This is a genomic window from Nocardia puris (assembly GCF_003315035.1).
Lineage (GTDB): Bacteria > Actinomycetota > Actinomycetes > Mycobacteriales > Mycobacteriaceae > Nocardia > Nocardia puris.
In genome coordinates, this window is record NZ_QNRE01000014.1 from 197,513 (window position 1) to 216,412 (window position 18,900).

The window sequence follows — 18,900 nt, forward strand, 5'->3', positions numbered from 1 at the left end:
GGCGTGGTCACCGCGGCCCCTTCGTCCTCCGCACCGTGCGAGTGACCGCCGCCTCCTCGGGGCGTGCGTGTGGCACGCCCGCCCGCCGTGTGGTTCCCAGGTCGCTCAGCCGATGCGGTCGAGAATCAGCGGCGCGGGCGGTGGCGCCACGGCGCCGATCTCCACCGCGTCCTCCAGCGCGGCGAGCGCGGGCGCGAAGGCCCCCGGGGTGTCGGTGTGCAGGGTGAGCAGCGGTTCGCCCGCGCGGACCGGATCGCCGGGTTTGGCGTGCATCTCGACGCCCGCCCCGGCCTGCACCGGGTCGCCTTGGCGGGCGCGACCGGCACCGAGGCGCCAGGCCGCCAGGCCCACGCCCATCGCGTCGAGGCGGGTGACCACACCGTCGGCGGAAGCGCGAACGATCTCGGTGTGCTCGGCGCGCGGCAGCGGTGCGTCCGGATCGCCGCCCTGCGCCCGGACCATCGCGCGCCAGTGGTCCATGGCGCGCCCGTCGGCCAGCACCCGCGCTGGGTCGGCGTCCACGCCCGCCAGCGCCACCATCTCCCGCGCCAGCGCGAGCGTGAGCTCCACGACGTCGGCCGGGCCGCCGCCGGCCAGCACCTCCACCGACTCCGCCACCTCGAGCGCGTTGCCCGCGGTGCGCCCGAGCGGGGTGTCCATCGCGGTGAGCAGCGCGACGGTGCGCACCCCCGCGTCGGCGCCCAGATCGACCATGGCGGCGGCCAGTTCGCGCGCCGCGGCCGCGTCCTTCATGAACGCGCCCGCACCCACCTTCACGTCCAGCACCAGCGCCGCCGTGCCCTCGGCGATCTTCTTGCTCATGATCGAACTGGCGATGAGCGGGATCGATTCGACCGTCCCGGTCACATCGCGCAGCGCGTAGAGCCGCTTGTCGGCGGGCGCGAGGTCGGCGCCCGCCGCGCACACCACCGCGCCGATCGCGGGGTCGGCCAGGATCTCGCGCATCCGGTCCACCGGCACGTCGGCCCGCCAGCCCGCCAGGGACTCCAGCTTGTCCAGGGTGCCGCCGGTGTGGCCGAGCCCGCGCCCGGACAGCTGCGGCACCGCCGCGCCGCACGCCGCCACCAGCGGCGCGAGCGGCAAGGTGATCTTGTCGCCCACCCCGCCCGTCGAATGCTTGTCCACCGTCGGCCGCGGCAGATCGGTGAAGTCCATCCGCCGCCCCGAGGCGATCATGGCCGCCGTCCACCGGGCCGTCTCGCGCCGCGACATCCCCCGCCACACCACCGCCATGGCCAGCGCCGCCATCTGCTCGTCGGCCACCGCGCCGCGGGTGAACGCGTCCACCACCCAGTCGATCTGCGCGTCCGACAGCTCCCCGCCGTCACGCTTGGCCCTGATGATCGAAACCGCGTCCAGTGCCGTCACATCGGCAAGTCTGTCACGACACTCCGTCGTCCCTGGTTCCTGTCGGAACCTTCCGATAGCCTCGCGGCATCATTCGAAGCAAGAGGGAATCATGAGCTACCTCGGCATCGACCATCGCGTCACCGGCCTCGACCGCCACCTCACGAAACTCGAGCACCCGGTGTCCGATTTCGAAGAGACCGTGCTCCGCGACATCAGGCGGGTCACGATCTTCACCACCCGCCTGGCCGAGCAGAACACGACCCTCGGCTATGGCATCGCTCAGATCATGCGGCACCTGGGACTACCACCCATCACGGTCGGCGCCGTCGCGATGCCCACCGAGGCCGAGATCGACGAGTCGTTCGAAGCCGACTGCTGAGGCCCTACCGCTGCCCGGCGGCGAGGTCGTCGGGGCCGAAGGCGTCGGGCAGCAGTGCGCTCAGGGTGGTGGGGCCCGACCGGTGGTCGACGAGGAGTCCGGGTCCGCCGTGTTCGTAGAGGACCTGGCGACAGCGGCCGCAGGGCATCAGGATTTCGCCGCGGGAATCGCTGACGGAGACCGCGAGCAGACGCCCGCCACCACGCGCGAATAGGTTACCGACGAGTACAGTTTCGGCGCAGAGGCCTAATCCGAGTGAGACATTCTCCACATTGCACCCGCTCACAATGGCGCCTTCCGCGGTGAGAGCAGCGGCGCCCACCGGGAAGCGCGAGTACGGAGCATAGGCATTGCGCATAACACGAATAGCGTTGTCGCGCAGGTCTTTCCAATCAATTTCCGACATCGCGCACCTTCCGCGCCAGCACCGTCACCGGGCCGTGCGGAACCCACCGCACGCCCCTTTTCGCGTCGAGAAAGGTAAACCTAACCCGGCCCATTGTCGCGCAACGCACGGCACGCCGAATTAGTTCCGCGAATGCGAGGGGATTAGAGTCCACAACAGATCGGTTCAGGTTCCCGGCGGCGGGTCGATGGAACAGCTCAGCACAGCCACCTGGGCATTCGCCACCTCCATGCGGTCGGCCCAGGACCTGACACCGGGTCCATCAACGACGTTGGAGGCACCGCACTCTATGACCACGATCGAAGCTCCGGCCCAGCCGAAGCGGAAGACGCTGTACCGAGGCGACCCCGGAATGTGGTCCTGGGCCCTGCACCGGATCACCGGCGCCACCCTCTTCTTCTTCCTTTTCGTGCACGTTCTGGACACCGCGCTGGTCCGCGTCAGTCCGGACATGTACGACCAGGTCATCGAGGTCTACAAGACCCCCGTCGTCGCGCTGATGGAGATGGGCCTGGTCGTCGCCGTCCTGTTCCACGCGCTCAACGGCGTCCGCGTGATCCTCGTCGACTTCTGGTCCGAGGGCCCGCGCCACCAGCGCCTGATGCTGTGGATCGTCCTCGCCATCACCGCGGTCGTCGCCGCGGGCGCCATCGGCCGCATGTTCTTCTACCTGCTGACGGAGCACTGATCCCTATGTCTGCACCCGTTCTCGGCAAGTCCTACGATCGGCCCGCCAGCCTGGATCTGCCCCGCACTCCGCGCGCCAGGTCCAATAACAACTTCGAGAAGTACGCGTGGCTGTTCATGCGCTTCTCCGGCCTGCTGCTGATCGTGCTCGTGCTCGGCCACATGACGATCATGCTGCTGCTCGACGGCGGCGTGAAGCGCCTCAACTTCGCCTTCGTGGCCGGTCGCTGGGCCAGCCCCTTCTGGCAGATCTGGGACCTCACCATGCTGTGGCTGGCCCAGCTGCACGGCGGCAACGGCCTGCGCACCATCATCGATGACTACTCCCGCAAGGACTCGACCCGGTTCTGGCTCAAGACCGCGCTGGTCATCTCGATGATCCTGGTCATGGGCGTCGGCACCTACGTCATCTTCACCTTCGACCCCAACATCAGTTAGGAACAGGCGACCTCGATGAGTGACTCTCGACCGATTCAAGAGCATCGCTACGACGTCGTGATCGTCGGTGCCGGCGGCGCGGGGATGCGCGCCGCGATCGAGGCGGGTCCCCGGGTGCGAACCGCCGTGCTGACCAAGCTCTACCCCACCCGCAGCCACACCGGCGCGGCCCAGGGCGGCATGTGCGCCGCGCTGGCGAACGTGGAAGAGGACAACTGGGAGTGGCACACCTTCGACACCGTCAAGGGTGGTGACTACATCGTCGACCAGGACGCCGCCGAGATCATGGCCAAGGAGGCCATCGACGCGGTGCTCGACCTGGAGAAGATGGGTCTGCCGTTCAACCGCACGCCCGAGGGCCGCATCGACCAGCGGCGCTTCGGCGGCCACACCCGCGACCACGGCAAGGCCCCGGTCCGGCGCGCGTGCTACGCCGCCGACCGCACCGGCCACATGATCCTGCAGACGCTGTACCAGAACTGCGTCAAGCACGACGTGGAGTTCTTCAACGAGTTCTACGTCCTGGACCTGGTGCTCACCGAGACCGAGCGCGGTCCGGTCGCCACCGGCGTGGTCGCCTACGAGCTGGCCACCGGTGAGCTGCACGTCTTCCACGCCAAGTCGATCGTCTTCGCGACGGGCGGCTCGGGCCGGATGTACAAGACCACCTCCAACGCCCACACCCTGACCGGTGACGGCATGGCCATCGTGTTCCGCAAGGGCCTGCCGCTCGAGGACATGGAGTTCCACCAGTTCCATCCGACGGGCCTGGCCGGCCTGGGCATCCTCATCTCCGAGGCGGTCCGCGGCGAGGGCGGCATCCTGCGCAACGCCGACGGCGAGCGGTTCATGGAGCGCTACGCCCCCACCATCAAGGACCTCGCGCCGCGCGACATCGTCGCCCGCTCGATGGTCCAGGAGGTGCGCGAGGGCCGCGGCGCCGGTCCGAACAAGGACTACGTGCTCATCGACGTGACCCACCTCGGCGAGGACGTGCTCGAAGAGAAGCTGCCCGACATCACCGAGTTCTCCCGCACCTACCTGGGCGTGGACCCGGTGGTGGAGCCGGTGCCGGTGATGCCGACCTGTCACTACGTCATGGGTGGCATCCCGACCCGCATCCGCGGTGAGGTGCTGCGCAACAACACCGACATCGTCCCCGGTCTGTACGCCGCGGGCGAGTGCGCGTGCGTGTCGGTGCACGGCGCGAACCGCCTCGGCACCAACTCGCTGCTCGACATCAACGTGTTCGGCCGCCGCGCGGGCATCGCCGCCGCCGAGTACGCGCAGCGCGCCGAGTTCGTGGAGATGCCGGAGAACCCGGCGCGGATGGTGCAGGACTGGCTGGCGCTGATCCTGTCGGATCACGGCAACGAGCGCGTCGCCGACATCCGCACCGAGCTGCAGGCCGCGATGGACGACAAGGCCGGTGTGTACCGCACCGAGGACAGCCTCAAGGAGATGCTCACCGAGATCCACGTGCTCAAGGAGCGGTACTCGCGGATCACGGTGCAGGACAAGGGCCGTCGCTACAACAGCGATCTGCTCGAGGCCGTCGAGCTCGGCTTCCTGCTGGAGCTGGCGGAGGTCACGGTGGCGGGCGCGCTGAACCGGAAGGAATCGCGCGGCGGCCACGCCCGCGAGGACTACCCGGACCGCGACGACGTCAACTACATGCGCCACACCATGGCGTACAAGACGGGACCGGAGCTCAACTCCGACATCCGCCTCGACTACAAGCCGGTCGTGCAGACCCGTTACGAGCCGATGGAGCGTAAGTACTGATGACTGCCGTTGCCGAAACGCCCCAGAAGGCCGCACCGGTCCCCGAGGGCTCGACCATGATCACGGTCAAGATCGCGCGGTTCAACCCGGAGGACGAGCTGGGCCAGCACTGGGAGTCGTTCCAGGTGCCCGTGCTGCCCACCGACCGGTTCCTGAACGTGCTGATGTACATCAAGTCCTACCTGGACGGCACGCTCACCTTCCGCCGGTCCTGCGCACACGGCGTGTGTGGGTCGGACGCGATGCGCATCAACGGTGTGAACCGGCTGGCCTGCAAGCTCCTGATGAAGGACATGCTGCCCAAGGGCGACAAGGAGCTCACCGTCACCGTCGAGCCGATCCGCGGCCTGCCCGTGGAGAAGGACCTCGTGGTGAACATGGAGCCGTTCTTCGACGCGTTCCGCGCGGTGAAGCCGTACCTGATCACCTCCGGCAACGAACCGACCCGCGAGCGCATCCAGAGCCAGTCCGACCGCGCGCGGTTCGACGACACCACCAAGTGCATCCTGTGCGCCTGCTGCACCACCTCGTGCCCGGTGTACTGGGCCGACGGCAGCTACTTCGGCCCGGCCGCGATCGTGAACGCGCACCGCTTCATCTTCGACAGCCGCGACGAGGGCGCCAGGGAGCGCCTGGACATCCTCAACGACATGGAGGGCGTGTGGCGCTGCCGCACCACCTTCAACTGCACCGACGCGTGCCCCCGTGGCATCGAGGTCACCAAGGCCATCCAGGAAGTCAAGCGGGCCCTGCTCTTCACCCGCTGACCCACCCGGTTCCCGCGCAGGCCGCCCCGTCGAAAGACGCGGGCGGCCTGCGTCGTTCACGCCGCTCAGTCGTATGGGTCGGCGACCGACCACCGCGCGCCCGCGACGACGACATGGTCGAGGAACCGCAGGCCCACGGTGTCGGCCGCGGCGCGCACCAGGGCGGTGGCCGCCCGGTCGGCCGGACTCGGGTCGGCACCGCCGGACGGGTGGTTGTGCACCAGGGCGAAGGCGCGGCCGTCGTGGCGCAGCACGGTGTTGAGGATCTCCCGCACCGGGACCGCCACCCGGTCCACCGCGCCCTCGGCCACGAAGACGCTGCGGCGCACCCGGTTTCCCGCATCGCACACCAGCACCAGCAGCCGTTCGGACCGCGCGCCCGCGAACAGGGGCCGCGCCACCCGCGCCACATCGGCGGAGCGGGACAGCAGCGGCGGCGCGTCGCGCACGCTGTCGGCCCGGCTGGCCAGCTGGAAGGCCGCGATGATGGCGGCCGCCTTGGCCACACCCACCCCGGCCCAGCGCGACAGTTCCTCGGGGCGCGCCGCCGCCAGCCCCGCGACACCGCCGTGTTCGGCGAGCAGTTCGGCGGCCACGTCCAGCGCGCTGGTGCCGCGCCGCCCATGCCGCAACAGCAACGCGAGCAGCTCGCTGTCGCTCAACGCGTGCGGTCCGAGGGAGAGCAGCCGCTCCCTCGGACGCTGGCCGACGGGCAGCTCGGCGATCGATACCGGCATCAGTCCCCCTCGCGTGCGGTGTGGTCCCCGAATCATGCCAGTGGCCACCGACAGGCCGGGTGAACCGGACGAACGCGACCCACCGGCGCGCGCCGCGACGGGGCCATCGGGCAGACTGGTCGCGAGCCGGATCACGGGGAGGCGAATGGTGCTGGAGCGCAGGAGAATCGACGGCCGGCGCGGGAGGGGCGCGGCGATTGCCGCGCTACTGCTGGCGATCGCGGGGTGCGGCGGCGCGGAACCCGCCGCCCCGCCCGCGCCCACGCTCGACCGGTTCTACGCGCAGCAGGTCACGTGGGAGAGCTGCGACGACTACGCCGGCGGCGAGGGACTGTCGGCCGAGGGTCTGGACTGCGCGCGGATCGACGTCCCGCTCGACTACGCCGACCCCGACGGCGAGGTCGCGCGCATCGCGATCTCGCGGCTGCCCGCCGAGGGCGCGCGCCTCGGCTCGCTGCTCACCAATCCCGGCGGCCCCGGCGGCGCCGGGCTGTCGCTGCCGAGCACGCTGAAGGACACCCCGCTGCCGCGGCACTTCGACGTGATCGGCGTGGACGTGCGCGGTGTCGGCGCCTCCTCGCCGCGCCTGGTGTGCCGGTCGGAGGAGCAGATGCGCGAGGACGCGATCGGCGCGAGCTCCACCTGGGTGTTCGGGGAGGTCGACCAGCTCGAGGAGGAGAGCGAGGACTACGCCATGTCCTGCGTGCACGGGTCCGGGCGCACGCTGCTCGCCAATATCGGCACCGTCGACGTGGCCAGGGATTTCGACGTCATCCGCGCGGTGCTGGGCGACGAGAAGCTGACTTACCTGGGCTTCTCCTACGGCACCCGGCTCGGCTCCACCTTCGCCCAGATGTTCCCCGACCGGGTGCGCGCCATGGTGCTCGACGGCCCGATCGACCCCGCCTCCGACATCGACGACCCGGTGGCGAGCAACGCCGCGTTCCAGCGCGCGTTCGAGGAGTACGCCACCGACTGCGCCCGCGCGCCGGACTGCCCGCTCGGCACCGACCCGTCCCGCGCCACCGAGAACTACCTGGCGCTGGTGCGGCCGATCCTGCGCGACCCCGCGCGTGGCCTCGCCGACTACGCCACCGTGACGTCGGCCGTGACGGCCGCGCTGTACTCCCCGCTCTACTGGCCCGACCTCACCGCGGCGCTCACCACGTTGCGCGACGGCGGCGCCACGGGCATGGCCGGGGTGACCACGCTGTCCGACGACTACGACGAGGGCGTGAGCTGGGATGTGTACCAGGCGGTGCGCTGTCTGGAAGACACGCGCGTCACCGACCGGGCCGTGGCCGCCGCGCGGGAACGCCGCGGCCGGGAGGCGGCGCCGATCTTCGATCCCGGCCCGGAGTTCGACACCAAGGCGCTCGACGAGTGCGCGTTCTGGCCGGTGCCGCCCAACTGGCAGCCGCACGTGCCCGAGACGCCCGGTCTGCCGAAGGTCGTGGTCGTCGCCTCGACGGGCGATCCCGCCACACCGTACGAGGGCGGGGTGCGGCTGGCCCGGTCGTTCGACTCCCCGCTGATCACCGTGGAGGGCACCCAGCACGGTGTGTCGTTCCTGGGGCTCACCTGCGTGGACGAACCGGTACTCGACTACCTGGTCGAGCTCACCCTGCCGTCCGACACCCGCTGCGCGACACCGTGATCGCTAGGCCGGTCAGCGGTCGGCGTCGATGACCGGGGCGGGCAGCCCGACCAGGGCGCCCGCGGCCAGTTTCTCGATGTGGTGCAGCTGCCGCTCGTGCACGACGATGCGGCGCAGCGCCTCGTTCACGGTGGCGTTGCTGGTGGACGTCCCCATGATCGCGGCGGCGGCCGCCAGCAGTTTCTGGTCGAGATCGATCCGCACGGTTCGCATGCGTCCTCCTTCACGCTTTCGCCATCTTGCGTCATGACCCTGGCTCATGTCCGGCAAATCGCGTTCTCGGCACTCGCGCGGCCGTGCCCGGGTTTCCGGCCACGGCGCCGGATGAGGGCCGGAGCCGGCCGGTCAGCTAGGCAGTTTGCGCAGCTGGGCGCGCCTTCGTTGTCGAATCGGACCGGCGGTGCTTGCATCGAAGTATGTTCACCGAGGCGCAGTTGTATTCGCCGGTGACCCGCCGCGTCGACGGCGACGTGACGGTGCACCTGAGCGACGAGCATCCCGGCGTGCACGACTCCGCGTACCGCGCTCGCCGCAACGCGATCGCCGCCATGGCGCTGGCCTACACGCCGGGCGAACCCGCGCCGAGGATCGCCTACACCGACGACGAACAGCGGGTGTGGCGCATCGCGTCCGCCGAACTCGCCCGCAAACATCGCGAGTACGCGTGTGCCGAGGTGCTGGCGGCCGCCGAGCGGCTCGCCCTGCCCGCCGACCGCATCCCGCAGCTGGACGAGGTGTCGGCGGCGCTGGCCCCGCTGACCGGCTTCCGCTACGTGCCCGCCGCCGGCCTGGTGCCGCTGCGCGAGTTCTTCGGTTCGTTCGCCGAGCGGGTGTTCCACTCCACCCAATACATCCGGCACCACTCCGCGCCGCTGTACACCCCGGAGCCGGATGCCATCCACGAGATTGTGGGCCACGCGAACCAGATCGCCAGCCCGCGCTTCGCCGCCCTCTACGAGACGGTGGGCAACGCCGTCACCCGGCTCACCACGGAGACGGCGTTGAAGTTCCTCGCCGACGTCTTCTGGTTCTCCTTGGAGTTCGGTGTGGTGCGCGAGGGCGGTGAGGTCCGCTGCTACGGCGCGGGCCTGCTGTCCTCCTACGGCGAGATCGAGGAGTTCCGCCACGCGGAGCTGCGCCCGCTGGACGTGGTCGCGATGGGCACCGCCGTCTACGACATCACCCACTATCAACCGGTGCTGTACTGCGCGGAGTCGATCGCCCAGATCGAGGACGTGATCGGCGGATTCTTCGAGTCCATGGACGACGACACCCCCTTGCGTGCGCTGCGCGACACCAAGATCGCTTGACTCACAGCGTGATACAACGGCGCGCCCGTTAGGCTCGCCGGTGATGACGATCCCGCCCACGCACCGCCGCACGGCGCGCCGCCTCGCGAGCGTGCTCGCCGTCGTCGCCGTGCTCGGCGGCGCCGCGCCCGCCTTCGCGACGCCGTCGACCACCACCACGACGCCGTTCACCACGCCGAACACCGACGCGTGCCCGCAGCGCACCCAGCCACCCGCGCCGGTCGACTCCTCCGAGGTGCCGCGCCCCGGGCAGCCGACGCCGAGTCCGCTGCCCGTTCCGGCCACGCCGATCGGCGGCCCGCGGATGGGCGAGTGCGGCGTGGTGCTGCCCGACGGCGCGCCGTCCGCGCCGCGCGACCTGTCCGCGACCGCGTGGCTGGTGGCCGATCTGGACACCGGCGAAGTGCTCGCGGCCAAGGACCCGCACGGGCGCTACCGCCCGGCGAGCACGATCAAGGTGCTGCTGGCGGCGGTGGCCTTGCGGGAACTCGATATGAATACCGAGGTCGTCGGCACCCAGGCCGACGCCGATATGGAGGGCACCCGGGTGGGCATCGGCCCCGGCGGGCGCTACACGAATCGCCAGCTCATGCAGGCCCTGATCATGGCGTCGGGCAACGACGCCGCGCACGCGATCGCCGCGCAGCTCGGCGGCGACGAGGCGACCGTGCGGCTGATGAACGAGCGGGCGAAGTCGCTGTCGGCGCTGGACACCCGCGCCGCGACCCCGTCGGGACTGGACGGGCCCGGCATGAGCACCTCGGCCTACGACCTGGCGGTGCTGTTCCGCGACGCCATGACCCTGCCGCTGTTCGCCGAACTGATCCGCACCGAGCAGGTCGACTTCCCCGGCTATCCGAAGAACCCCACCATCCTCGACGACACCGACCACCCGGGTTTTCCCATCGGCAACGACAACCAGCTGCTGTACAACTACGAGGGCGCGCTGGGCGGCAAGACCGGGTTCACCGACGACGCCAGACAGACCTTCGTGGCCGCCGCGCAGCGCGACGGGCGCAGGCTGGTGGTCACCCTGTTGCAGGCCGAGGTGGAGCCGTCGCGCCCGTGGCGCCAGGCCGCCGACCTCCTCGACTACGCCTTTGCCCTCCCGGCGGCGACCTCGGTGGGGACCCTGCCGGGGCCCGACGCACCCACCGAGGCCGACGTGGTGCTGGCCTCTCCCCCGCCGAAGGACACCGCCGACATCCTGGCCGGCCCGCCGCGGGAGCGCGAGCACGCGGGCCTGCGCACCATGCTGGTGGTGGGCGGCATCATCGCGATCCTGGTTCTCCTGCTGGGCGCGCGCTCGGTCAACCGGCGCAAGCGCTGACGCGACGCCGGTGCCCACCCCTCGCTGGGCACCGGGCGGCCGCCACGATGGATCGCGTCGCGATCCCCGACCCGACACCCGCACCCAGCGGTGATGTCGCGTCAACATATAGGACGCGGCGAGGTGCGCTCCGGTTCCACGAAGTTCGGCGAGTCTTCCGGCCTGTCAGTGCCGGCGGCGGAACAGGCCCAGCCCCAGCGCCGCCAATGCGCCCGCGCCGAAGTACGTGGCCGCCGAACCGAACGACGCCGCCTGCGTCACCACGCGCGGCTGGATGACGGCGGGCGGGGGCGGCTCGACCTCGGCCGCGCGCAGGTTGTCCGACGCCGTCGCCGCCCACGCCGTCGCGAACAGCAGGATCCGATAGGTGATGTAGCTGAACACCATCAGGCCGATGATGGAGCCGAAGGTGGCGCCCGCCGGGCTGCGCAGCACCGTCTGCAAATAGAACGACGCGAGGTACTTGAACACCTCGAACGCCACCGCCGCCAGCAGCGCGGCCTTCGCGGCGCTGGCCAGCGTGACGGGTTCGCGGGGCAGCCGCGCGATGATCCACGCGAACACCGCCCAGGTCGCGATCACCGCGAGCACGATGGACAGCACCGTCAGCAGCACGCGCGCGCCGGGCATGCCCGACAGTCCGAGGGAGACGAGCAGCCGCGCGCCCAAGGTGCTCGAGCCCACCGCCGAGAGCCCGAACGACACCACGAACGCCACGCCGAGACCGAGGAGCGCGCCGAGGTCGGAGAGCTTGGTGACGAACCAGTTGCCGTCCTCGGTCTTCTGCTCCCACTGTTCGGTGAGGGCGGCCCGCAGGTTCGCCATCCACCCGAGCCCGGTGTAGAGGCCGCCGAGCAGGCCCAGCACGCCGACCGTGCCGCGAGAACTGACGGCCTGGTCCACGAGCTGGTTGACCTGATCGCCGAACTCGCCCGGGATGAGCTCGACGATCTTGTCCTGCAACTCCCGGAACAGCTCGGGGTTACCGGCCAGCACGAAACCCGCGATCGCGAAGGCCACCATGAGCAGCGGGAACAGGGAGAGCACGGTGAAATACGTGATGCCCGCCGCGTAGTAGTCACCGCGCTGACTCTGGTAGCGCCCGCCGGCGCGGACCAGGTGATCCAGCCACGGGCGGGCCTGCACCCGCCGCTCGACCGCCGCTTTGATGTTGTCGATCACCTGCACCCGCTCGCCCCTTCGACGCCTGCCCCCGCACGCGTCGTACCCGGCCTAGCGGGTCAGGAAACCCACCCGGTCGTAAACCTGTGCGAGAGTGTTGCCGGCGATCTCCCGCGCACGCTCGGCCCCGGCGGCGAGGATGCGGTCGAGTTCGCCTTGATCCGCGAGATACTCTTCCACCTTCGTGCGCAAAGGCGTGACAAATTCCACCAGCGCGTCGGCCACATCGGCTTTCAGGTCGCCGTAGCCCTTACCGGCGTAATCCCGCTCGAGCGTGACGATCGGCGTGCCGGTCAGCGAGCTGAGGATCACCAGAAGGTTGCTGATGCCCGGTTTGGCCTCCGGGTCGTAGCGGATCTCGCGCTCGGTGTCGGTGACCGCCGAGCGGATCTTCTTCGCCGTGATCTTCGGATCGTCGAGCAGGTTGATCAGGCCCGCGTCGGTGGACGCGGACTTGCTCATCTTCGCGGTCGGATCCTGCAGGTCGTAGATCTTGGCGGTGCCCTTCACAATGTGCGGCTCGGGCACCACGAAGGTCTTCTTGAAGCGGGTGTTGAAGCGCTGCGCCAGGTTTCGCGTGAGCTCGAGGTGCTGGCGCTGATCCTCGCCGACCGGCACCTGGTGCGGGCGGTAGAGCAGGATGTCGGCGGCCATCAGCACCGGGTAGGTGAACAGGCCGACGGTCGCGTTCTCCGCGCCCTGCTTGGCGGACTTGTCCTTGAACTGCGTCATCCGGCTCGCCTCGCCGAAGCCGGTGATGCAGCTGAGCACCCACGCCAGCTCCGCGTGTTCGGGCACCTGGCTCTGCACGAACAGCGTCGACTTCTTCGGGTCTATGCCCAGCGCCAGCAACTGGGCAGCGGCCGCCTTGGTGCGCTGGCGCAGTTGCTTGGGGTCCTGCGACACGGTGATGGCGTGCATGTCGGGGATGAAATAGAGGGCGTCGTAGTCGTCCTGCATCGTCACCCAGTACTGCAGCGCCCCCAGGTAATTGCCGAGGTGGAACGAGGAGCTGGTGGGCTGGATCCCGGACAGCACGCGCTGCTTGCGTTCGGCGGCCGGGGCTGGTGCGGGGCTCGACATGCCCCCGATCTTTCCATGCCGTTCAAACGGATTTCCGTGCCGCCCGCGCCCGGGTGTCCACACCGGGCATGCTGGGCCGGCCGGTGCGCGCGAGGGCGCGTTCGCGGTCGGAGACCAGCCGGTACAGCGGCGCGCTGGGCCCGGCGAGCTTGTCGCGCAGGACACGGGGCGCCAGCGGCGGCGCGAGGTGGGCGGTGCGCACGCCGCGCGCCAGAGTGCGGAAGGCGAGTTCTTCGGCCGCGCCCCAGCGGATTCCGTACATCTCGCGGATCCTCGGCGGCAGGCTGCCCTGGATGAGCAGGTAGTACGCCGAAGTGACATGCCGCAGGGGCATCCGCTGCGGATAGGGCACGCGCTGTCCGGCGAGGTAGGAGCCCACCAGCTTCGCCTCGTCGGTGAGGAACAGTTCGTCCGAGCCGAGGTAGGCGTCGAAATACGCACGGAAGGCGGGGTAATCGGCGGGCGCGGCCTCGCGCGGCATGCCGAACAGCTCAGCCCAGCGGACGTAGTCGCCGTACAGGCCCGCACGCTCCCCCGCGGTGAGCGGACGAACGAGCAAGTCGTGCATGACCTCGGCGGAATCGAAGGTGAAGGCCATGGTCATGAACATCAGGTGCGGATCGAACGCAGAGTACGGCGTGCCCGCGGGGTGGTGCGGCCCGGCGTCCTCCGGGAGCGCGCCGCGAACCGTCGCGTGCTTCTTCGCGGTGAACGCCAACGCCCGATCGGCTTCTTCTTTGGTGCCGAGGAAGACGGCTTCGAAGAGCTTTCCGGTGAGCGCGAGCCGGGTGTATGGCGTCGCCCGGTGTTCGGTGTTCTCGGCGGTCCCGACATAGAGGCGCGGATGCACGGTGCCTATGACCAGCGCGCGCTGACCGTAGGTGACTCCCACCGCCCGCTTGCGCATCACGCGCCGCACGACGGAGTCGTCGGCGAAGTATCCGGACATCGTTGTCTCCCTGCTCACGGGCCGGTCGCGACCGGTTCGGATCATCTGGCAACAGCATCCACCAGATTCTTCTTTCTGGCAACACCCCATGCCAGAATTCAGACCGTGCCAGAATCGTCGGTGTGACAGCGCAGCGGACCTACGGCGGCATCTCCGCCGACGAACGCAAGGCGCAGCGCCGGACCGCGCTGCTGGACGCCGCGCTGGACATCATCGGCACCGACGGCCTGCCCAAGCTCACCGTCTCCGGGCTGTGCGCGGCGGCGGGACTCAACGAGCGCTACTACTACGAGAGTTTCGACAGCCGGGAGGCGGTGCTCGCCGGGCTGGTCGACCGGATCGCCGAGGAACTGGCGGCCGCCATCGTCGACGCGCTGCGCACCGCGCCCGCCGATTCCCGGGGCATGGCGCACGCCGCCATCTCCGCGGGCATCCACGTGCTCACCGACGATCCGCGCAAGGCGAAGGTCGCGCTCGTCGCGGGCATGGCGACGCCGGAACTGCGCACCCGCACCACCGACACCATCCGCGCCTTCGCACGCATGGTCGCCGCCGAGGGCATCGACTTCTACGGCATCACCGACGAGCAGCCCGATCCCGCCATCGACTTCCGCGCCACCTACCTGGTGGGCGGCCTCGTCCAGACCCTCACCAGCTGGGTCCAGGGCGAATTACCGCTCACGCGAGACGAACTGGTCGAGCACACGACGGACGTCTTCGTGCTGCTGGGCGAGGATCTGGCGCGCCGGCTGGGCTGAGGTGGCGGGCGAGTTCCCAGTGCTTGGAGCAGGACCGGTGCAGGGTCGCCTCGTGGAGTGGAGTCGGAGCCCTCTCGGCCCATGCGCGAGGGCGTAGACATTCGCGGCGACCGTCCAGGGCGTGGTCGCCCAGCGCGTCGTCGCGCGCGAAGCCGGTCACGCCGCCTGCCGTGGATGCTGACCAGCTCGGCCGCGGTCGCGAAGGGCTCAGTCCAGGCTCAGCGGCACCACATGCGGCGAGGCCGCGGGCCCCTGGCAGACCACGCGGAACAGCACGTCGCGGCGGCGCCAGTAGTCCGCGCAGTCGCGCATGGCTTCGGTGAACCAGCCGCGCTCGTCTGGCTGTTCGGTGAGCAGATCCGCCGAATCACGGATCACCGCCACGTATCCGGCCGCGTCGCCGACGAAATCGTCCAGGTCGCGCAGGCATTCGTCGAACGCGTCCTTGTTCGCGCCGAAGTAGTACGGGAACTGGAAGGCGGCGGCCCATTCGTCGAAGACCCCCGCGGTGTCGCGCATCTTCGGCCCGCGCAATTCCCGCACCACGTACCCGGTGGGCGCACGGTAACGCACCTCGCTCAGCTCCGGCGCGGCGACCGGCAGCGCGCCGACGACGGCGTCGGCCGGGGCGGCGGGCGCCTCCGGCGCCGTTTCGCGGGCCAAGAACTGCGAGAGCGGAACCGTGCGGGTCATCAGCGCATCCTCGTGAAGGTCTCGTAGTGGTCGCCGGTGTACCAAGCCGAGCCGTCGCTGCCGGTGACGATGCGTTCGGCGTCGCGGGAGCGGTTGCGCTGCTTGGGATTGACGTCCCACTCCTGATAGGTGATCTGCCTGCCGGAGCTGTCGGTGCGCGGCAGGTCGCCGTCGCGGTTCATCCAGCGCTCACCACCCTTGGTGCCCGGCGAGTTCGCCGAATCCGGCCAGCGGCCCGCATCGATCTCGGCGAGCGTGGCCCAGGCGCGATCGGGTACGCCCGCGACCTTGGTCGGGGTGGCGGCGGGACTGTCGGCGGGGCGGGGCGCAGAGGTGGCGGCCGGTTTCGCGGTAGTCGGCGCGGCCGTGTCCGTGCCGGAGTCCCCGCGGCCGAACAGCAGCCCGGCGACCACCGCCACCACCAGGACGCCGAGGGCGGACACCAGCCGCCAGGTCTTCGGGCTCATCGGTACTGCACCGTGACGGGCGCGTGGTCGGACCAGCGCTGATCGTAGGAGGCGGCCCGCTCCACCACCGCCTGCTTGGCCCGGTCCGCGATCGCACCGCGCGCCAGGTGGTAATCGATGCGCCACCAGATCGACTCGGTTCTACAATGAGAATCACCCTTGACCAGGGAAGGAACCGGGATGGAACCCCAACTACGCGCCTTGCTGGTAGCGCGGCTATCAGTCATGACAGACGAATCTACGTCACCGACGCGTCAGCTTGAGCACGGTCGAAACGTCCTGACTGCTCGTGGATGGTCCGAAGCGGGCACCGCAGTAGACCTAGACGTATCCGCCACCAAGTACTCACCGTTCGACCGGCCGGAGCTGGGCAACTGGTTGAAGAACCGAAGCCACGAGTTCGATGTCATCGTGGTGTGGAGGCTTGACCGTCTGGTCCGGTCGTCCAAGGACCTCGCGGACCTCATCCACTGGTGTGGTGAAAACGGGAAGTCGCTGGTGTCGGCAACCGAGGGGTTCGACCTTTCCACCCCGTTCGGAAAGGCAATGGCGACGATCATTGCCGCCCTTGGTGAGCTGGAGGCCGGAACGCTGTCGACCCGCGTGAAGGATTCACACAACGCGCTGAGGAAGATGGACCGGTGGTCCGGCGGGCAACCACCGTACGGGTACCGGATCGTTGAACACGAGCGAGCCGGTAAGACTCTGGAGATTGACCCGGTCTCGTCCAAAGCCGTCCGGATCATGGGTGAGATGACCCTAGCCGGTAAGTCTCAGTGGGAGATTGCGGCACGGCTCACCGCCGATGGCCTCCCGACCCCCGCGCGGTACTACCACAAAGAGGGGGCCAAGCGTAAGACTCCGGTTTCTGATGTATGGAATCAATCCAGCGTGGGAAAGATCCTTGGCTCGCCCGCGACCCAGGGTTACAAGCTCATTGGTGCATCCAAGAAAGAACGCAGGCTTGCACGCGGCTCGGACGGGATGCCGATTCGATACACACCTACCGGCATCTTCTCGGACGAAGAATGGACCCAGATACAGGAAAAGCTACGGAACCGCTCACGCACTAGGGAGCGGTCGCACGGTGCCGCGCCCCTTCTCGGAGTCGTATATTGCGAACGGTGCGGAGACCGGCTGTACCGCGTAATTACCTCGAACCCGAACGGCCGCAAATATTCCTACTACCGATGCGTACCCAAAACCGGCAAGCCCCGATGCGAGGGAGCATCCTTCTCGGAATCTGCCGTGCAAGAACTGTTGGATGCGCTGGTATTCGAAGAACTCGCCGCATTGCCGGTAACCGAACGCAAGTTCATACCCGGCGAAGACCACACCGACGAGCTACAAGCGGTTGACCGCGCGATGACAGGAATCCGGGACGAGCGCGACACCGGGTTGTACGACTACGAAGGTGGACACGATGAATACATGGAGCGCCTGACAGCGCTAGTGGAGAAGCGGAAAATACTCCAGTCGCTCCCCCATCGTGAGGCGCAATATATCGATGAGCCGACCGGCGAGACCTACGCACAGGCGTACGAACGGATGGACCAGGAGGAACGCCGGACACTCCTACTCAACGCCGGGATTCGCCTGTATATCCACAGCATGGCCCCGCCGTCGTGGCGGATTCACATCCCCGAAGATGCGATGAGCAAGGCTTTGGATATTCCGGAGGCCGACTTGAGCCAGCTCCGAACAGACTATTTGAACCGACCGCCGACGCCCGAGGAAGAAGCGCAGACCCAAAACCCGCATCCCGAGTGGGATGCGGTGCGTACCGCCGAACGATACGGGGAGGACCAAGAATGAAGACGATTATCGCGAGTCCGTGCTTCATAGTTGCCGAAGCACACGCCGACCGGCTGAACGTTTACCGTTCTCCGCTCGTTAAGGCACGTCACTCTTTGTTCAACCCAGTGTCGGAATACATCGCCGAACACGGACTGGTTCTTGCAGCATCCGATACATTCGAGGACGACGAATGGATGGGTGGCGCGGTCATCTCTGAGCTGTACACCAGGCCCGATTTTCGAGCCGAGTGGCTCACGCTTGAATTGCACGCCGACATATTCGAACCCTGCGCGTTGTGCGATCACTTCCACGACACGGATACTGTTCACCACATGACCGAGCCGGACCAGTGCGAGGAGTGCAGCGGCTTCCACCGGCACTGATCAAACAGCTAAACCCCCGGCAGGCTCGGGCCTGTCGGGGGTTCGTTGTTTCTAATCCAGTGAGGACCTACCGTGCAGGCTCGCTTGAGAGTCTCGCTGTCGCGGTGCCATGCCTTGCCCTTCCCTGCGAGCGTCGACCCTCCGCCGGAACTCATCCAACGGCGTATCCGACGCAGGCCGGGCCGGTTCTTCGAGTTCCTCGATTTCCCGCGCGAGATCCGCAATCACCCGGACGTACTGTGGCGTGACTCCGGGCGACGCCTGATTGAATCGCTCGATGGTTTCAGACTTGAGCTGCCTCAACTGGGCAAGTCGTTCGCCATGATCTTCTAGTGGCATCCCTGCCCCTTCCTATACGCCACAGCCGGGCCGTGGCTAGGCGGGCTTCCGCGCCGCCGTTGGCCTGAAAAAGGCCCCTAGCTGCCACGCCAAGGGCCGAATGATTCGTTTCCGATGCCCCCTTACCCCCACCCCTGATACCAGGGAGGTACGGGCCTGAATGCCGAGAGCTAGGCCGCTAGGCCGGGGGAGGGGGCAGCCCCCCAGGGGGTCCCTTCCTGTCCACCGAATAGCCGCACAAACGGACTGAAATCCTCATAGGGTACCCGAAGGCACCCGAGGAATTCGGTTGCGTCCGGCAGGGTGGTGTATCAGCCGGATCGTCCGGTGTGACCGGCGTGTCGTAGCCGGAAAGGAGATGGCCACCGCGTGATCCTTCAAG

The 18,900-nt window shown here is 68.7% G+C and carries 21 protein-coding genes and 1 pseudogene; 12 read left to right on the forward strand and 10 right to left on the reverse strand.

Annotation, left to right across the window (positions count from 1 at the left end; all coding sequences use genetic code 11):
• Window positions 1-105: 105 nt before the first annotated feature.
• Window positions 106-1,389: a thymidine phosphorylase gene (locus DFR74_RS28120; protein ID WP_195125482.1), complete on the reverse strand. Its 1,284-nt coding sequence runs from the start codon at window positions 1,387-1,389 to the stop codon at window positions 106-108.
• A gap of 91 nt (window positions 1,390-1,480) precedes the next feature.
• Between DFR74_RS28120 and DFR74_RS28125 the strand changes: the two genes are divergently transcribed.
• Window positions 1,481-1,750: a hypothetical protein gene (locus DFR74_RS28125; RefSeq protein ID WP_067510680.1), complete on the forward strand. Its 270-nt coding sequence runs from the start codon at window positions 1,481-1,483 to the stop codon at window positions 1,748-1,750.
• 4 nt (window positions 1,751-1,754) lie between these two features.
• On the opposite strand, the gene DFR74_RS28130 is transcribed toward DFR74_RS28125, so the two are convergent.
• Window positions 1,755-2,156: a cytidine deaminase gene (locus DFR74_RS28130; RefSeq protein ID WP_067510681.1), complete on the reverse strand. Its 402-nt coding sequence runs from the start codon at window positions 2,154-2,156 to the stop codon at window positions 1,755-1,757.
• Between the two features lie 289 nt (window positions 2,157-2,445).
• Between DFR74_RS28130 and sdhC the strand changes: the two genes are divergently transcribed.
• From sdhC to DFR74_RS28150, 4 genes are read left to right on the forward strand one after another with little or no spacing between them, the layout of a single operon-like run.
• Entirely contained in the window at window positions 2,446-2,844 is a 399-nt protein-coding gene (gene sdhC, locus DFR74_RS28135; RefSeq protein WP_084537800.1) for a succinate dehydrogenase, cytochrome b556 subunit, read from the forward strand.
• 5 nt (window positions 2,845-2,849) lie between these two features.
• Window positions 2,850-3,281: a succinate dehydrogenase hydrophobic membrane anchor subunit gene (locus tag DFR74_RS28140; protein WP_067510682.1), complete on the forward strand. Its 432-nt coding sequence runs from the start codon at window positions 2,850-2,852 to the stop codon at window positions 3,279-3,281.
• Window positions 3,282-3,296: 15 nt separating this feature from the next.
• Window positions 3,297-5,066, forward strand: a complete 1,770-nt coding sequence (gene sdhA / locus DFR74_RS28145; protein ID WP_113975323.1) for a succinate dehydrogenase flavoprotein subunit — start codon at window positions 3,297-3,299, stop codon at window positions 5,064-5,066.
• Window positions 5,066-5,833, forward strand: coding sequence for a succinate dehydrogenase iron-sulfur subunit (locus tag DFR74_RS28150; RefSeq protein ID WP_067510683.1), 768 nt, complete (start codon window positions 5,066-5,068; stop codon window positions 5,831-5,833). The genes sdhA and DFR74_RS28150 overlap by 1 nt, the downstream gene beginning before the upstream one ends.
• Before the next feature lie 65 nt (window positions 5,834-5,898).
• On the opposite strand, the gene DFR74_RS28155 is transcribed toward DFR74_RS28150, so the two are convergent.
• On the reverse strand, window positions 5,899-6,570 hold the full coding sequence (locus tag DFR74_RS28155) for a JAB domain-containing protein (RefSeq protein ID WP_195125483.1): 672 nt from the start codon (window positions 6,568-6,570) through the stop codon (window positions 5,899-5,901).
• A gap of 145 nt (window positions 6,571-6,715) precedes the next feature.
• On the opposite strand from DFR74_RS28155, the gene DFR74_RS28160 reads away from it, so the two are divergent.
• Window positions 6,716-8,227: an alpha/beta hydrolase gene (locus tag DFR74_RS28160; RefSeq protein WP_067510684.1), complete on the forward strand. Its 1,512-nt coding sequence runs from the start codon at window positions 6,716-6,718 to the stop codon at window positions 8,225-8,227.
• Window positions 8,228-8,239: 12 nt separating this feature from the next.
• On the opposite strand, the gene DFR74_RS28165 is transcribed toward DFR74_RS28160, so the two are convergent.
• Window positions 8,240-8,440 carry a type II toxin-antitoxin system VapB family antitoxin gene (locus DFR74_RS28165; protein WP_067510685.1) on the reverse strand — a complete coding sequence of 67 codons (201 nt, stop codon included), beginning with the start codon at window positions 8,438-8,440 and terminating at the stop codon, window positions 8,240-8,242.
• A 203-nt stretch (window positions 8,441-8,643) separates the two neighbouring features.
• On the opposite strand from DFR74_RS28165, the gene DFR74_RS28170 reads away from it, so the two are divergent.
• A complete protein-coding gene (locus DFR74_RS28170) occupies window positions 8,644-9,537 on the forward strand; it encodes a phenylalanine 4-monooxygenase (protein ID WP_067510686.1) in 894 nt (297 codons plus the stop codon).
• Between the two features lie 43 nt (window positions 9,538-9,580).
• Window positions 9,581-10,867 (forward strand): D-alanyl-D-alanine carboxypeptidase family protein, encoded by a 1,287-nt coding sequence (locus DFR74_RS28175; protein WP_067510687.1) that lies wholly within the window; start codon window positions 9,581-9,583, stop codon window positions 10,865-10,867.
• Window positions 10,868-11,032: 165 nt separating this feature from the next.
• Here the strand turns inward: DFR74_RS28175 and yhjD are convergent, their stop codons facing one another.
• The 3 genes from yhjD to DFR74_RS28190 are packed head-to-tail and all read right to left on the reverse strand — an operon-like array spanning window position 11,033 to window position 14,081.
• Complete coding sequence (gene yhjD / locus DFR74_RS28180; RefSeq protein ID WP_067510688.1) at window positions 11,033-12,055, reverse strand: inner membrane protein YhjD; 1,023 nt, start codon at window positions 12,053-12,055, stop codon at window positions 11,033-11,035.
• A gap of 45 nt (window positions 12,056-12,100) precedes the next feature.
• Window positions 12,101-13,132: a tryptophan--tRNA ligase gene (gene trpS / locus DFR74_RS28185; RefSeq protein WP_067510689.1), complete on the reverse strand. Its 1,032-nt coding sequence runs from the start codon at window positions 13,130-13,132 to the stop codon at window positions 12,101-12,103.
• Window positions 13,133-13,154: 22 nt separating this feature from the next.
• Entirely contained in the window at window positions 13,155-14,081 is a 927-nt protein-coding gene (locus tag DFR74_RS28190) for an oxygenase MpaB family protein (RefSeq protein WP_067510690.1), read from the reverse strand.
• Window positions 14,082-14,203: 122 nt separating this feature from the next.
• On the opposite strand from DFR74_RS28190, the gene DFR74_RS28195 reads away from it, so the two are divergent.
• Window positions 14,204-14,839 carry a TetR/AcrR family transcriptional regulator gene (locus DFR74_RS28195; protein ID WP_067510691.1) on the forward strand — a complete coding sequence of 212 codons (636 nt, stop codon included), beginning with the start codon at window positions 14,204-14,206 and terminating at the stop codon, window positions 14,837-14,839.
• 207 nt (window positions 14,840-15,046) lie between these two features.
• Here the strand turns inward: DFR74_RS28195 and DFR74_RS28200 are convergent, their stop codons facing one another.
• From DFR74_RS28200 to DFR74_RS28210, 3 genes and pseudogenes are all read right to left on the reverse strand, one after another.
• Window positions 15,047-15,532 carry a barstar family protein gene (locus DFR74_RS28200; protein ID WP_067510692.1) on the reverse strand — a complete coding sequence of 162 codons (486 nt, stop codon included), beginning with the start codon at window positions 15,530-15,532 and terminating at the stop codon, window positions 15,047-15,049.
• On the reverse strand, window positions 15,532-15,999 hold the full coding sequence (locus tag DFR74_RS28205) for a guanyl-specific ribonuclease (RefSeq protein ID WP_067510693.1): 468 nt from the start codon (window positions 15,997-15,999) through the stop codon (window positions 15,532-15,534). Before DFR74_RS28205 ends, DFR74_RS28200 begins: the two co-directional genes overlap by 1 nt.
• Window positions 15,996-16,124 (reverse strand): annotated as a pseudogene (locus DFR74_RS28210) (exodeoxyribonuclease III); the annotation flags it as partial. The gene DFR74_RS28205 and the pseudogene DFR74_RS28210, both read right to left, overlap by 4 nt.
• A gap of 100 nt (window positions 16,125-16,224) precedes the next feature.
• Between DFR74_RS28210 and DFR74_RS28215 the strand changes: the two are divergent.
• From DFR74_RS28215 to DFR74_RS28225, 3 genes are all read left to right on the forward strand, one after another.
• Entirely contained in the window at window positions 16,225-17,814 is a 1,590-nt protein-coding gene (locus tag DFR74_RS28215) for a recombinase family protein (protein WP_170160807.1), read from the forward strand.
• The gene (locus DFR74_RS35605) at window positions 17,811-18,179 is read left to right on the forward strand and encodes a hypothetical protein (RefSeq protein ID WP_147265954.1); all 369 of its coding nucleotides are present in this window, start codon (window positions 17,811-17,813) and stop codon (window positions 18,177-18,179) included. Before DFR74_RS28215 ends, DFR74_RS35605 begins: the two co-directional genes overlap by 4 nt.
• A 72-nt stretch (window positions 18,180-18,251) precedes the next feature.
• On the forward strand, window positions 18,252-18,512 hold the full coding sequence (locus DFR74_RS28225) for a hypothetical protein (protein ID WP_113975325.1): 261 nt from the start codon (window positions 18,252-18,254) through the stop codon (window positions 18,510-18,512).
• Window positions 18,513-18,900 lie beyond the last annotated feature (388 nt).

What these genes read in the sequence shown, in the direction of transcription:
- DFR74_RS28160 (WP_067510684.1), top strand. Translation starts at nt 6,716, where the DNA reads ATGGTGCTGGAGCGCAGGAGAATCGACGGCCGGCGCGGGAGGGGCGCG.
- sdhC (WP_084537800.1), top strand. Translation starts at nt 2,446, where the DNA reads ATGACCACGATCGAAGCTCCGGCCCAGCCGAAGCGGAAGACGCTGTAC.
- DFR74_RS28130 (WP_067510681.1), bottom strand. Translation starts at nt 2,156, where the DNA reads ATGTCGGAAATTGATTGGAAAGACCTGCGCGACAACGCTATTCGTGTT.
- DFR74_RS28190 (WP_067510690.1), bottom strand. Translation starts at nt 14,081, where the DNA reads ATGTCCGGATACTTCGCCGACGACTCCGTCGTGCGGCGCGTGATGCGC.
- DFR74_RS28215 (WP_170160807.1), top strand. Translation starts at nt 16,225, where the DNA reads ATGACAGACGAATCTACGTCACCGACGCGTCAGCTTGAGCACGGTCGA.
- DFR74_RS35605 (WP_147265954.1), top strand. Translation starts at nt 17,811, where the DNA reads ATGAAGACGATTATCGCGAGTCCGTGCTTCATAGTTGCCGAAGCACAC.
- DFR74_RS28175 (WP_067510687.1), top strand. Translation starts at nt 9,581, where the DNA reads ATGACGATCCCGCCCACGCACCGCCGCACGGCGCGCCGCCTCGCGAGC.
- DFR74_RS28205 (WP_067510693.1), bottom strand. Translation starts at nt 15,999, where the DNA reads ATGAGCCCGAAGACCTGGCGGCTGGTGTCCGCCCTCGGCGTCCTGGTG.
- DFR74_RS28155 (WP_195125483.1), bottom strand. Translation starts at nt 6,570, where the DNA reads ATGCCGGTATCGATCGCCGAGCTGCCCGTCGGCCAGCGTCCGAGGGAG.
- DFR74_RS28170 (WP_067510686.1), top strand. Translation starts at nt 8,644, where the DNA reads ATGTTCACCGAGGCGCAGTTGTATTCGCCGGTGACCCGCCGCGTCGAC.
- trpS (WP_067510689.1), bottom strand. Translation starts at nt 13,132, where the DNA reads ATGTCGAGCCCCGCACCAGCCCCGGCCGCCGAACGCAAGCAGCGCGTG.
- DFR74_RS28200 (WP_067510692.1), bottom strand. Translation starts at nt 15,532, where the DNA reads ATGACCCGCACGGTTCCGCTCTCGCAGTTCTTGGCCCGCGAAACGGCG.
- sdhA (WP_113975323.1), top strand. Translation starts at nt 3,297, where the DNA reads ATGAGTGACTCTCGACCGATTCAAGAGCATCGCTACGACGTCGTGATC.
- DFR74_RS28150 (WP_067510683.1), top strand. Translation starts at nt 5,066, where the DNA reads ATGACTGCCGTTGCCGAAACGCCCCAGAAGGCCGCACCGGTCCCCGAG.
- DFR74_RS28165 (WP_067510685.1), bottom strand. Translation starts at nt 8,440, where the DNA reads ATGCGAACCGTGCGGATCGATCTCGACCAGAAACTGCTGGCGGCCGCC.
- DFR74_RS28140 (WP_067510682.1), top strand. Translation starts at nt 2,850, where the DNA reads ATGTCTGCACCCGTTCTCGGCAAGTCCTACGATCGGCCCGCCAGCCTG.
- DFR74_RS28125 (WP_067510680.1), top strand. Translation starts at nt 1,481, where the DNA reads ATGAGCTACCTCGGCATCGACCATCGCGTCACCGGCCTCGACCGCCAC.